Below are 14722 nucleotides of genomic sequence, written 5' to 3'. Positions count from 1 at the left end.
AACAATTTTTTAGAATAATAAAAGTGCAATTTATGCACTTTTAAGTAATGCTTGGTTTTTATTACCTGGTTAGCCAAAGCTACTAAAGCTGATAAAGTTTCTAAGCCGGCATAAAAGAGCGATTAATCAGTTATAATATTACGTCTATCTGTTATGAGATACATGCTTTAACCCTTTTAAAAAGGGGGTGTAATTTTATTTGAGGCACCAAGAGTAATAATTAATTATTTTGTCAAAATTTTAATTTTAGCTATTTTTAACCCGTCTATCTATGGGGGGGGGGGCTCTAAGCTCCATATCTTACTAAGAATTACATAATTCTTATACATAAATTCTTGAAGGAGGCATATGCCGCACGACATCACCCTTATCACTCTAATCGCAACTGGGCTAGGGCTCGCGATGATCCTTGGGTATGCCGTATCGTGGCTGAGGATGCCTCCACTAGTTGGCTATTTACTAGCAGGGGTGCTGTGTGGACCTGGAACGCCGGGTTTTGTTGGTGATCTAGCGCTCGCTAGCCAGCTTGCTGAGATTGGTGTAATGCTATTAATGTTTGGTGTCGGACTGCATTTTTCGCTAGATGACTTGCTTGCGGTCAAGCGTATTGCTATGCCTGGTGCAATCGTCCAGATTGTAGTAGCAACAGCACTTGGTATGAGTACAGCAATATGGTGGGGGTGGCCAATAGGTGTATCGCTTGTTTTTGGGTTAGCGCTTTCCGTAGCTAGTACGGTCGTATTACTGCGCGCACTAGAGGATAGAAGCCAGATTGATTCAGCTAATGGTCGTATTGCAGTTGGTTGGCTAGTTGTTGAAGACCTTGTTATGGTGCTTGTTTTGGTGTTACTTCCACCATTATCCGGGCTGCTTGGCGGCTCTCCAAATAGCAATATTTTAACTAAAGTATACGCTGCTACGCCACAGTCTAATCTATGGATAATGGTTGGCGTAACGTTTGCAAAGGTTTCTGCTTTTATTATACTAATGCTTGTAGTTGGCCGTCGTGTATTCCCGCGCTTATTGTTTTTAGTCGCCCGAACTGGTTCACGTGAGCTATTCACGCTATGTGTAGTGGCCGCTGCAGTCGGTATAGCGTACGGCTCAACGCGTCTTTTTGACGTGTCATTTGCGCTAGGCGCATTCTTCGCCGGTATGATGATGCATGAGTCCGAGTTTAGCCATCGCGCCGCAGCTGAAACTTTGCCTTTGCGCGATGCGTTTTCGGTACTGTTTTTTGTGTCAGTTGGTATGCTGTTTGATCCCCATGTATTGATTAGCGCACCGTTGCATGTGCTCGGTGTAGTAGCAATTATTATGGTTGGAAAAACATTAGCAGCTATAGCGCTAGTACTTGCCTTTCGATATCCATTAAATAGCGCTCTAACCGTTGGTGCAAGTCTTGCGCAAATCGGTGAGTTCTCGTTCATTCTAGCTGGACTCGGGGTATCTCTCGGCTTGCTGCCAAAAGAAGGGCTAGATTTAATCCTAGCTGGCTCGCTGATTTCTATCGCGTTCAATTCACTTGTATTTGCTGCAATAGAGCCAGCCCAAACATGGATCCGGAGTCGTTCTAGCTTAGCACGACAGATGGAGTGCCGAGAGGATCCTCTGGCGGCACTGCCAATGACGGTGCCGCAAGCTCATCTAACTGGCCAGGTTGTAATCGTCGGTTATAGCCGCGTCGGATTCCGTATCGGGGAAATACTATCCGCACATCAGATTGCGTATGTAGTAGCTGAGCAGCATCGCGATATCGTCGAGAAGTTACGCACTGAGCAAAAGCCTGCTGTATGTGGCGATGCATCCGATCCGATGGTACTGGTTCAAGCGCATATTGCTCGCGCTGGGATATTAGTAGTAACATTATCGGATACATTTAATATTCGTAAAATCGTTGATACTGCCCGCATAATAAACCCCTCTATTGAGGCTGTGTTATGCGCTGATAATAATGACGAAGCCGCGCTTCTCGAATCAGAGAAAGTTGGTACAGTATTTGTTGGGGATAGTGAGTTAGCGCGCGGCATAACCTCGTATATTTTATCTAGGATGACAGGCGCTGTAACCAGTAATACTCCCAAAACAAACGTATCTAAACATTTAGAATAACTTAGATTGTAATCATACACTTAAGCGGCCATAAGCCTTTTCGAGATATGCTATCTTTACTAAATATAAAGACAGTGATTCCCAGAAACTGCTGATAAACCTATGCTGAAATTAGCACTAAGTTTATCTAATTCTATAGAGAGCAGATAATATGTCCGATTAGCATTATCATAGTTTATCGAGTTAAGGTACACTGCTATAGTTTAATAATCCCTGCTAAGAGTCGCATTTTATAATGTATGCGTATTGCATCACAGGCGGCGAGTGTGTTGTACATCAGAAAATACGCCCCGTATATTAAAAGTGGAATTCTAATTCCTATGGTCTACAAGATCCTACTTTAGAGGTAACTAATTTAAAGACATATTGTTCACTAATCTGTTGATTAACACAGTATAAAAATAACAGCTATTAGTATAGCTGTTACTAATAAATTAAAAAATCATTTTAAATAAAGCAGTAAATATCTAAATTAATAAAATAAATTGCAATTCTTAATCAGGCTTCTTAGGTAAGATTAAATAAGTAAAAATAACTAATTAGTCAATAGCTTTCCTACCTAAAGCCATTAATAGAGGACTTTAATACTGACTTTCTAATTATATTATTAATAATTTTAATTACGCTAAAAGCGTAGTAAAGCTCTATAAAAATATCGCCGCTTAGAACGATACATAGCTTATATAGTTATATGCTCTCTCTTCAATAGAGAGTCCACAGTATCGCTATTGATATGATTGATCTGGCTTTTTAAGTAGTTTATGAGATAGAGTAGTATAACTATATCGATATATTTATTTGTATTTAATAAGCTTATTAGTAAACCATATAATTTTTCGTGTCTAGGTAAAATTTTGCACAATAATATTGTGGAAATAAGGTATGCTATTTTTTAGGGATTTTAGGATATTAATATTCTATGTTTATTCATGCCGACGAATCAGTAGATATCGGCGATATCTATCTATAAAGCATTGATTGACCAAGCATATAAACTGCTAATTACCGATGTGCGCGTGAGCGCTTTGAGCAAGCTGCCGTAATCATAGCGCGGCATCCGAAGCGTGTAGTCATTGCACCGAGAATTATGGTTACGCTGTATAGGAGATTAGATTGGTGGACTGTGCCGATAATGCTCGTAGAAATTGCGCTACTGATACGCTGGTTTCTATTTCACCTGTCGACAGTTGCATACTAGGCTCACCCTGTGATCGTACCGATGCTTGTACTACAGGCTAAGCGACCATGCGCTCGTAATCTTAGGGGAATTAGTATCGATAAGATTTTGATCAGCTTGCCATGTAATGTCAGCAGGCCAATATCAAGGGATGAGTATAAAATTCGGGGATGGTTTTTGTTTTTCTCGGCCATTAATGTAATAATACAGAAGCTTAATCCGTATTTCCTTAAAAAATTTAGACAGAACGCTATTAACACTGCGATATAATTTGTAGAAGATCAACTAAATGGAGAAGGGGGTCTAGGCGGGATCTTCTTGGTTATGATTAGCTCAGTCTTAATGTACAATGTACTTGGCTATTCGCTGAAGCAGCTGAATCGCGCTATTGCGCGTAAGTCAATTAATAAGTTTCTAGCGGTAATCCACGATGATAAAGCCTACTGTCAGCCTTATCTTTAACCCGTTCCGTGATATCCGCGTTAACGACGCTTACGCTTTCTAGCGACTGGTAAGCCGCACCACGGCGCTATCGCGCATGCCGAAAAAGGCTTGTGACTAGTTATTACCCCTATAGATTTTATATACACAAGGTGATTAGCTTTCTCGTCACGCAAACGTGCGACATAGTGGTTAGCAGTTCCAATTTAAGAGCCTCTATATCTAGACGTTGATGATACGGCGGTGGTCGCAATAGCAATAGACCGCATTGAGAAGTTGCAGGTTCAAAATTGCTACCATATTGAGGTTAATCCGAGCCTATGAGTGTGGATTATTAGCATGCAAAGCCATAATGGTAGCTGTGGAGAAATGGAGATAGCAATAAGCTTAGCTATCTTAATCATAAATAATCGACAGGTAGTCTGTTACAGACCACATAAGCGCTTCTAAGACTAATAGTAGCCAGCTGCGAACGCGAGGAAGAAGTCGCAAGAAGTATTTAATACTTACTTAATACCTAAAATAATAAAGGATTATAGGACGATGCACTATTTACCGAAATCGGATTTCCTTGCGCTTTTTACTTACGTTATAACAGATACTGTAAATTTTTTCCGCTGTTAGCGCTTGCACGTTATCGCAATCTTATTGCGTACGACGAATAGGCCATAGATTCTGGATTTAAGTGTTACACGGTAGTTTTTATCACTAGGTCTTCCTTAGGCTATGCCACCTCAAAATGTCGTACTACTAGTTCTAGGCTAAGTATGATTAGCAGTTCAGACCAGCATTATCCTATGCTATTATTTTTTTGCAGGGTCAGATTGCTTAATTCTATTTTTGTTCTGCGAGTAAAACTACGCTAAGACAATATTAATAAGTCGATTACTAGCTCGTGTTTTGTCGTACTCATACGTGCCACATACCCAAGTTCTACATAGAGACACAAGCATAAGAGCCTTTATTATATAAATATGGAGTTAATAATCCTCGTTAGACAAGTTGCTCACAAGAGATAACTACCTAATCTTTTTAGGGAAGCTAGTTAAAAGACTAATAGCGCTAAGTGCTACTTGCAGCTAAATAATACTGTATCAATAAATATTGATACAGTATATAAGTACGAATGTATTATTCGAGTTCGGTTAAAATCTAGATATACGCAAACCTTACAGGTGTATATCCAGAAATATACTGGCAGTAATAATTAGGTGGATATAAATAGTAAGCAGCTCTGCTTAATCAGTTTCTTGGCTCTCAGCATATTACATGGCAATACATTTAATTTACTAAATAAATACACAGAGTGTATTTCCTAACCATGGGTCGTATAATATATTGATAGATTTGTAGCGACTTTAAAGAGAATTAATTAATTCGGGTTCATGATTTTGTTATATATAACCATAAAGTTATAGGATTTTCTTAAAGAAGCTGGGATACTAAATAAACATGCTCTATTTTTTAAACTTAGCCCATCAAAAAATCTTGATTAAAATTAGTAAGATATAGTATATATACTAAATGCTAGTTTTAACAATGATTCGTTATTAGCAAATAATATTATCTATTGATAATAGGGCGCAGTAAGTTGTATTAATAGCTATTATGCCACTTAAAACTTAGATTTCACTAATGTAGGTAGATATTTTCTAGAAAAATTCAGGAATTTATGTATAAAAATCTACAGTGATCTTAGTTTCAGATGTATTGTGCGGATGCACTCTTTTTAAGTCTTAATACTGATGGTTAAATATTTATCAAGTATTGTATTGGACATGTAGCGCAGCACTTTACGTAATAAATATACTAAGATCTATACATAAATCATATAGAAATCTAGCTGGAGATAGAAAAAACCAGACGCGCACTGTAAAAAAATTAATTAACGCATTCTATATTAATAAATATTAGCTAAAAAATAGGACTGTAGCTACAGTACATTGTACTTATTTTAAATATAAATAGACTATTTATCTGAATTTTAGCTTCTGATATTAAATATATTTTAAAAATCTGGTAAACAGTTTTTATATTATTAAATTAATGAATTCCACGTATGTATGTGTGATAAACGTGATATTAAGGTAAATATTAATAGCCGAACTACCTTGCTTTGTTGTGCGCTGTATTTTTATACAGTTCAGCATTTACAAGATAAAAACTAACGGAGATAGTTATGGAGGCTCAATATATTCTGGCCCTAGATCAGGGTACCTCTAGCTCGCGTGCAATCGTTTTTAATCGCAGAGGCGGGATTGTATCTACTGCTCAAAAAGAATTTCTCCAGATCTATCCCCAACCTGGCTGGGTTGAGCAGGATCCACAGGAAATCTGGTCAACCCAGGCTGGGGTTGCTGTCGAGGCCATAGTCCGTGCTGGACTCAATGGTGGATCGATTTATGCATTAGGCATCGCAAATCAGCGTGAGACGACAATTGTATGGGATCGTAATACTGGATTGCCGATTTATAATGCTATTGTCTGGCAAGACCGACGAACAGCTAATTTTTGCGATGAGCTTAAAGCGCGCGGTATTGAAAGTAATGTACGCGCAAAGACTGGATTGCCGATCGATGCTTATTTCTCTGCTACGAAAATCCGATGGATTTTGGATAATGTCGACGGTGCTCGGATACGTGCAAAACAGGGTAGGTTCGCTTTCGGTACGGTTGATAGTTGGCTGATCTGGAATTTTACCCGTCACAGCATGCATGCAACTGATGTAACTAATGCATCCCGTACGATGCTGTTTAATATTCATACGTTAGATTGGGATGACGAACTTCTGGAAGAACTAGAAATTCCGCGCAGTATGATGCCTCAGGTTATGCCGTCCTCGGTGCTATTCGATGTTACTAAAACCACCGTATTTGCATCGCAGATCCCAATTTCTGGTGTGGCGGGCGACCAGCATGCCGCGCTGTTTGGGCAAATGTGTACTACGCCTGGTATGGTTAAAAATACGTATGGTACAGGTTGTTTCCTGGTAATGAACACCGGTGATAAGCCGATTGAGTCTCATAACAATCTCATAACAACCATTGCATGGCAAATCGATAGAAAAATAACTTATGCGCTAGAAGGCAGCATTTTTATCGGTGGTGCTGTAGTGCAATGGCTACGAGATGGGCTTAGAATTATCAACAAAGCAGCTGATATAGAAGGGCTGGCTAATTCTGTGCCACACAGCGATGGTGTGTTTCTAGTACCAGCTTTTGCTGGTCTAGGTGCGCCATATTGGAATCCACATGCGCGCGGCACATTGTTTGGTGCTACGCAAAGTACTAGTTCTGCGCATATTGCTCGCGCTGCATTAGATAGCATTGCTTATCAATCGTTTGATGTGATTAAGGCAATGGAGGCTGATGCAGGCCAGCTCATTACTGAGCTACGTGTTGATGGAGGCGCAGTCGCGAATAATTTATTAATGCAATTCCAGTCGGATCTCCTTGGAGTAGACGTAATCCGACCTTGTATATCTGAAACTACAGCACTTGGCGCCGCCTATCTTGCGGGGTTAGCAGCTGGATACTGGGATAGTATCGACGAAGTTCAAAATCAATGGAGATTAGACCGGCGCTTCACCCCAGAGCTAAAGTCGGAAGAGGTCGCCCGGTATAGAGCCGGATGGCATCGCGCAGTATCAGCTGCGATAATGTGGGCTCAGCCTAATTAGAAATAATGGAAAATTATGCACACAGATGCTTTAATTGCCGAATTAATTGGCACTACTTTGTTAGTATCGCTTTGCGACGGGGTCGTTGCTAATCTGCTTCTAGGCCGCACGAAAGGATATAACGGCGGTTTAATTGTTATTACAGCGGGGTAGTCAATGGCTGTATTCGTAGGTGTCCTTTGCTCATCTACTTATAGCGGCGCACACCTAAATCCAGTTATATCTGTAGCGCTTGCTATTGCTGGTAAGTTCGCCTGGACTAAAGTACATCGTATGTAGCCGCACAAATGCTCGGGCTTGGTGCGTTTTTAGTTTGGCTTATATATCGTAAGCATTTTAAGTTAACGGATTGCCCAAACACGAAACTTTCAGTATTTTGTACGCGCTCGACAATTCACAATACGCTAGACAATCTGACATCAGAAATTATTGCTACTTTTGTGCTTGTATATGCAGCTCTACATATAGTAATGCCATCTGTAGAACTAGGTGCCATTAATGCACGACCTATTGCATTAGTGGTTTTAGGTATTGGTTTATCGCTCGGCGGTACGACTGGTTATGCTATAAACCCAGCTCGGGATCTCAGCCTCCGGATTATGCATGCACTTTTGCCTATACCTGGTAAACGAGATAGCGAATGGAGCTACGCGTGGGTGCCGGTTTTAGGATCATTTATTGGTGGCATGCTGGCAGCAAAGCTTTTTATATATCATGGGTATATTAGGTAACTAAATATAAAATATATTAAATAATATATTTTACGTACTTTACGTAATATGATAGATGACTAATTCTAATATACCCACGTTTACTGATCCGAAGTACTTCTAGAAAGTATTGCGGATCAGTAACTCCACTAGTCCTACACTACACCATCTAGTGTAAGTCATCTACTCTTAAGAATAAAAACAAAGTTCACTTTCTTTATAAGCACAGAATATATAATAAACCTCCATTCAGAATATCACTTTTTAAGTGCTGAACTACATATCTTAAAATACTAAATTTAGTATTTAGTACAGTACTATTAATGTAATAAATACCATATTAATAGTAGAAATAATATAAATATTTTGTATTTTTAAGTGTGTCGCATTTATTTTTAACAAAATAAATAACAAAGTAACCATGGTTAATGCGTAGTATTACTACTTGACTGATAGTTTTAATTATATTAGTCACATTTTATTACTAGTAAATAGATATTAATCTATAATTGTTGTTTTACCTAGAAGGTATAAGCCTCCTCAAAAACGTGAAAAATTATATATCTATATAATTAGAAATACTATCAAGGTGTTTGGGTTAATAAAGAACCAACTGCTTTTATATAGATAAATTTTAATTTTTTTAAAATTGGGCTATAATAGCTAGCTTCATACTTAAATAAAGTTTTTATAAAAATTTTTTATGTTTTGTTGGGGCGTGGCATTATTTTATAGAGTAGGCTTATTCTTATTAAGTATTTTAATAAATATCAGTGGTATTTCACTGGTATTTTACTAACTACTTGAGTATATTACAAAGTAATTTGTAGCAGAATATGCTATCTAAATAATATTTATCGACGTAAATTTTGATATATAATATGCGTTGTTAGTCGTTGTTACAGCAGTCTCTGCTTAATCGTATTTATAAGAATTATTAAACTATAATTTACTATATCTGCTGAGTCTACTATAATTAGAGTACTTAATAATATTTAAAACAAATTTTTTATTAAAAAAGCTCTTAGCAGTTTATTTATTAAAATTAAATATTATTAATGCTTAGCACCTTCTTAATCATAAAGATGATAATCGTAATCATTACAAGTCTATAAAAATTATAGATTATTTTATAAATATTAGTAGCGGCATTTCTACAACTAAGGATCAGGACTTACATATACAAATAGTAATTAAGAATTTAATTAAATATTTTAAGACAAATATATAATTTATTATGCTAATCGAACATACTATGTTTTCCTAGTAAAAGTTATAGTATTTAATTAAATATGTCTATATAAGTAGAATACTAGCGTATTCACTTGAATTTATAGACTTGTATATAGTTATATACAGTATATTAAATATTAAGACTAAGCTAATAAACTATAGAATATTTTTCTAAAAAATACGAATTTTACTATATAAGTTATATGTTAGATAGTATTTATATTAAAAAGTTAGAAAGTGTTTTAATAATTAAGCATGCTTGTTTCCATTTTGATAAAAAATAAGCCTATTATAGGCTTAGCATAGTTCAGTATTAAACATAAATAAATTAATATTAGTTATTATTAATTCTATTTTTATAGAATTTTTTAAAAAATTTTTACTAAAAAATTAATGGTACTTAGTATCGTTACTTAATATTCTATTATTTAATAGAATATTAAGTAATATATTAGGGTAATAATATATATATTTTTCTTTTTTTGTAAAAAAAGTAACGCTAGTATTTATTTATAATATATTAATCTTTTTAGGGTATATTAAGTAGGGTTTTATTATTAAATTTAAAGAATAACACTAGTGATTATACAAATTAGTTTGTGGTTTTTTATATTTTACCTAAACTTATATTTAGCCATTAAGTCTTAAGAAGAAAAGCAAGTATTTTAGTGTGTTTTATTAAATTTTATAAATCTAGACTAGATTATCATACTATTTGATGGTGTCTTAATCTGCTTTATATATTTTTTTAAAACTAAAAAATTTTTTATATAAATAAATATATGTTTGTAGTAATATATAAATATGAATTTATAAAAATTAGTAAGTAATGAAATGTATATATTACTAGATATAGAGATAGTATCAGATTTATCTACCAATAAAGTAAGTGGTTATAGCAAAAACTGAGGCGGGGGGTATTCGTTTAATTTAAATTAACTATACTACTAATATAGTATACATATTTATTAATAATCAATATTAAGCTAATTTAAAACAAAAATTTTCTAGATCTTGTATGATTTTTCTATTTTTTATAGAAAATAAAATAAATATTTTTAAAAATGTTTTAATAATTTTATTAAATACGTATTGTATTTTTTCAGAGATTTTTTAGTAAACTAATAACTTTAGTGACTCAAATAGAATTTCTCTATTTTATATTTGGCTTTTATGATTAATATAACTAAAATTATAGATTTATATTAAAATACTAAATCTAACTAGTTGCAGTGCCTCTAATTTAGAGTAAAATAACTACTTGTAGTAAGTTGCATAAAGTCTTAATAATAAAATTAATATCATAATTTTTATTTTTTAGTATTTATATAAAATATATAAATAGTGCTTTGCTTATCAGCAAATATTGAGCAGCTATCATAAATCTATTTGAATTATACAATTTTATGTATACGGACTTAAGTACTAGCTTAAATTTGCTTATGTACTTTAGAGATTATATAATAATCTAGCATACTTATGCTGTAAGTGCATACCATAGATATTTTCTCAATGTAAAATGATGGTATGCATAATTTCTTTTTATAGAGGTCGCTATTGGTAGATAAGTTTTCCATTGATACCGAGAAGTATCGCCGCGCGCTTAGCACATTTTTTACTGGTGTTACGGTCCTTTCAACATTACAGCCAAATGGTACGCCACGCGGACTTACTGTAAATTCGTTTGCATCGGTATCTCTTGATCCGCCGCTAGTTCTAGTTTGCGTCTCGAAACGAGCATCAAGTTATACGGTTTTCGCTAATACAACACATTTTGCAGTTAGTGTTTTAGCCGAGAAGCAAAAAAATATTGCAAAACTATTTGCATCAAAAGCTATAGATAAATTTTCGCAGATAAAGTGGTATGCATGTTGCAGCGGTAGCCCAGTCATCCAGGGCGCGGTAGCAAACTTTGATTGTCAGATGTATAAATTTATAGATGTAGGAGACCATGGGGTTTTGATTGGTCAAGTATTAGACTTTTCCCATACCGGAAAAGCGCCTCTTGGATATTGCCAAGGCATGTATGTAGGCTTCGGTCTTACAAATAGAGTAAACAGTATATCTAAACCGCCTGCTAATACTCATACGATTTCAGAACACCCCTATGGATTAGTGCTAATTAATACCTAAAATAAATTATATAGTTTTTAGCTAAATAATTAAGCTGATACAGCTATCAAGCTGTAAATCGCTTATGTAAACTATATTTACAATATAAATTAATATATCTTTGCTTACGAGCGGCTAATAGAGTAAGTTTTATTGTCTATATTAATCAGCATATTTATATAATTTAAAAATATATAAATTTATATGCAGTAGCAAGAATTTTGCCGATTCTAAAATACTTTAAAAATACTTGATGTAAGGCTAATTTAGCTACGCTATAGTAATTTTTACGCTTTTTTAAAACTTACAAAGCTTCCTCCTTTAAAAAAATTTTATTAATTAAAAACTTTTATTAAAAAATAAGCTATGTACCACACTACTTTAGTAACATCCTGAATAAAATAAGCAAAGTACAAAATAAGTTTTTATTATTAATAAATAAAAGTTAATTTATAATTAACAGATTATTTTTATAATAAAATTTAGTATGAACTAGGTATAGCAATTAGGCAAAAAGTATCATATAGAAATAAACTAGATAATTTAATTATAAAATTACGCCATTATTTTTGGGGGAGTTTTAAAAATTTTTTAAAAATGAACTATAGTCCATTCTTAAATATAAGACTATCTTTTTAATTAATTAATATATTAATTAATTAAAAATTAAGTATTATAATATATATATAAGTTTTTATTTCTTAAGTTATATTTTAAATATATTTTTATATAAATAATGCGCGTAATTTTTTAAAAAATATATTAATAATATAGGTAATTAATTAGAAGCTAGATAGTAGCTATGCCCGCATAAAGTTATTTCAAATAAAATCTACTAAGATAAGATATGTATCAAAAAAATTTTAATAGTAAGCATACTATGCTAGATGTGTTTAACATTTTTTTATAAAAACTTAAGTTAGAATAAATATTAGTATATTTTATATACGCAATAAATTCGCCGACTTCATTAGTATGAAAAATTTATTTATATAAATATGTTATTTAGTAAGTAAAAAATTTTTTTATTTATTTTATCTTATTACCGGGAACTTTTTAATATTTGTAAATAAACTAATTTAAGTAAAAGATATTTTTAATATTATTTAAATATTTTATTATTTACTCTTTTAGAGTATATAAACATTAGTATGTTATATATAAAATATATTTCCCGTGGAATATGCCCACCTAAAATTTAGGTATATACACTATATATATTATTCTAGAATTTTTACATAAGGTGTAAACTATATCTAACAAGTAAAAGGTGGCCAGAACGCTTTCCACATTACGAATTTATAATTCGGTTTTCTTAGATGCTTTATGATCTATATAACGTTCTTATTCAAAATTTCTGAAAATTAGCTATGGCAAATATTCTACAACAACTTCCGCGCGACCAAAAAGTTGGTATTGCATTCTCGGGCGGTTTAGACACTAGCGCCGCGCTGTACTGGATGCGTATTAATGGCGCGATTCCGTATGCCTATACAGCTATTCTAGGTCAGCCGGACGAGACTAACTACGATGATATTCCACGTCGTGCAAAGCAGTATGGAGCAGAAAACGCAAAGTTGATTGATTGTCGCGAGCAGCTTGTTACAGAAGGTTTAGCCGCACTGCAATGCGGCGCTTTCCATATTAGTACTGCTGGCGTCACCTATTTTAATACAACCCCGTTGGGCCGGGCAGTGACGGGCACGATGCTAGTGTCGGCGATGAAAGATGATGGTGTTAACATCTGGGGCGATGGTAGTACATTCAAGGGTAATGATATCGAGCGTTTTTATCGTTATGGGTTACTTGTTAATCCAATCTTACATATTTATAAGCCATGGCTAGACCAAGTATTTATAGATGAACTTGGTGGCCGGGCTGAGATGTCTGAGTTTATGCGTCAAGCGGGTTTTGATTATCGGATGTCTTCTGATAAAGCATATTCTACAGATTCGAATATTCTTGGTGCCACGCATGAAGCTAAAGATCTTGAACAGCTTAACAGCAGCATACAGATTATTACTCCGATTATGGGGGTTGCATCGTGGCATGATGATGTAAAAATTACCCGAGAGAATGTAACCGTGCGGTTTGAGCAGGGTTTTCCAGTAGCAATAAACGGTGTTGAATTTAATAATAGTGTTGAACTACTTCTTGAAGCAAATCGCATTGGTGGACGGCATGGATTAGGTGTTAGTGACCAGATTGAAAACAGAATTATCGAGGCGAAAAGTCGTGGTATCTATGAAGCACCTGGATTGGCATTATTATATAGCTCTTATGAGCGCTTAGTTACGGGTATTCATAATGAAGATACAATTGACCAATACCGTGAAAATGGCCGCCGTCTTGGCCGTCTGCTATATCAAGGTCGATGGTTTGATCCGCAAGCAATTATGCTCCGAGAAGCATCGCAGCGTTGGGTTGCGCGCGCTATTACTGGTGAGGTCACAATCGAATTACGTCGCGGTAACGATTATTCAATCATTAATACAGAATCGCCTAATTTAACTTATAAGCCTGAGCGGCTAACAATGGAAAAAAGTAATTTAACATTCTCTCCTCTAGATCGTATTGGCCAGTTAACAATGCGAAATCTTGATATTGCTGATACTCGAGATAAGCTACAGATTTACCTAAAGAGCGGTATACTTAGACCGGAAGACGGGATCTCGCTATCACAGTTCGATTAAGATGAATGATAATGCGGATAATTTCAAAGAAAAACCGCATATTACCCCCTTTTTTAGGGGGGTAATATCAATCTATATAAGAAACCCATATTTTAAAAAATCTAGTAGTCGTAACTTACCTCACCTCTTTCGGCTTAAAGTAAATATAGCATTCCTAAGATATATTTTAATATACGTATAGCTATCTATTTATAATCCTTATTATGACTAATATAGTATATATCGAAGCCGTATATTGCAGATTATAAAATATATATATGTATATAAAAGTTGCTAATACAAAACTACTATATATAAAATTTTTTGGATGAGGGGGGGTAAAGTTACCTATATCTACTAGCCTACAAATATAGCTACAAGCTAAATTGCATAGTAAGTTATTTTAATATAAGACTATTAACATAGTAAATATACTAAAATAGCAGTAAATCGTTGCATAAGAGCAGCTGACCCGTAGACTCCTGATCTACGTTGTTTTACAGACCTTACATTAGATTACTCAATCATTAAAAAGACATTCTAATTTGTTTAAGGACTATTAACATCTAATGTTAGATACTGGGCC

General features: G+C 34.5%; 4 protein-coding genes and 3 pseudogenes. All 7 read left to right on the top strand.

Going from position 1 to position 14722, the window contains the following annotated elements:
* Window positions 1-348: 348 nt before the first annotated feature.
* The 7 genes and pseudogenes from KW136_RS04115 to argG all read left to right on the top strand — a co-directional run bounded on the left by KW136_RS04115 (window position 349) and on the right by argG (window position 14157).
* Window positions 349-2112 (top strand): cation:proton antiporter domain-containing protein, encoded by a 1764-nt coding sequence (locus tag KW136_RS04115; protein ID WP_216797554.1) that lies wholly within the window; start codon window positions 349-351, stop codon window positions 2110-2112.
* Window positions 2113-3331: 1219 nt separating this feature from the next.
* Window positions 3332-3751, top strand: a pseudogene (locus KW136_RS04180) (hypothetical protein).
* A 518-nt stretch (window positions 3752-4269) separates the two neighbouring features.
* Window positions 4270-4395 (top strand): annotated as a pseudogene (locus KW136_RS04255) (hypothetical protein); the annotation flags it as partial.
* A 1514-nt stretch (window positions 4396-5909) separates the two neighbouring features.
* Window positions 5910-7409 (top strand): glycerol kinase GlpK, encoded by a 1500-nt coding sequence (gene glpK / locus KW136_RS04095; RefSeq protein ID WP_216797546.1) that lies wholly within the window; start codon window positions 5910-5912, stop codon window positions 7407-7409.
* Window positions 7410-7424: 15 nt separating this feature from the next.
* Window positions 7425-8140 (top strand): annotated as a pseudogene (locus KW136_RS04090) (MIP/aquaporin family protein).
* A gap of 2769 nt (window positions 8141-10909) precedes the next feature.
* Window positions 10910-11485: a flavin reductase family protein gene (locus KW136_RS04085; protein WP_216797544.1), complete on the top strand. Its 576-nt coding sequence runs from the start codon at window positions 10910-10912 to the stop codon at window positions 11483-11485.
* A 1349-nt stretch (window positions 11486-12834) separates the two neighbouring features.
* A complete protein-coding gene (gene argG, locus KW136_RS04080) occupies window positions 12835-14157 on the top strand; it encodes an argininosuccinate synthase (protein ID WP_216797542.1) in 1323 nt (440 codons plus the stop codon).
* The last annotated feature ends 565 nt before the right edge of the window (window positions 14158-14722 follow it).

The organism is Candidatus Vallotiella hemipterorum, from assembly GCF_910593725.1.
Lineage (GTDB): Bacteria > Pseudomonadota > Gammaproteobacteria > Burkholderiales > Burkholderiaceae > Mycetohabitans > Mycetohabitans hemipterorum.
This window is presented reverse-complemented; position numbering and strand designations above follow the sequence as displayed.

Bases quoted from the DNA above. Each gene is read 5' to 3' on its own strand.
- argG (WP_216797542.1), top strand. From the start codon at position 12,835: ATGGCAAATATTCTACAACAACTTCCGCGCGACCAAAAAGTTGGTATT.
- KW136_RS04115 (WP_216797554.1), top strand. From the start codon at position 349: ATGCCGCACGACATCACCCTTATCACTCTAATCGCAACTGGGCTAGGG.
- glpK (WP_216797546.1), top strand. From the start codon at position 5,910: ATGGAGGCTCAATATATTCTGGCCCTAGATCAGGGTACCTCTAGCTCG.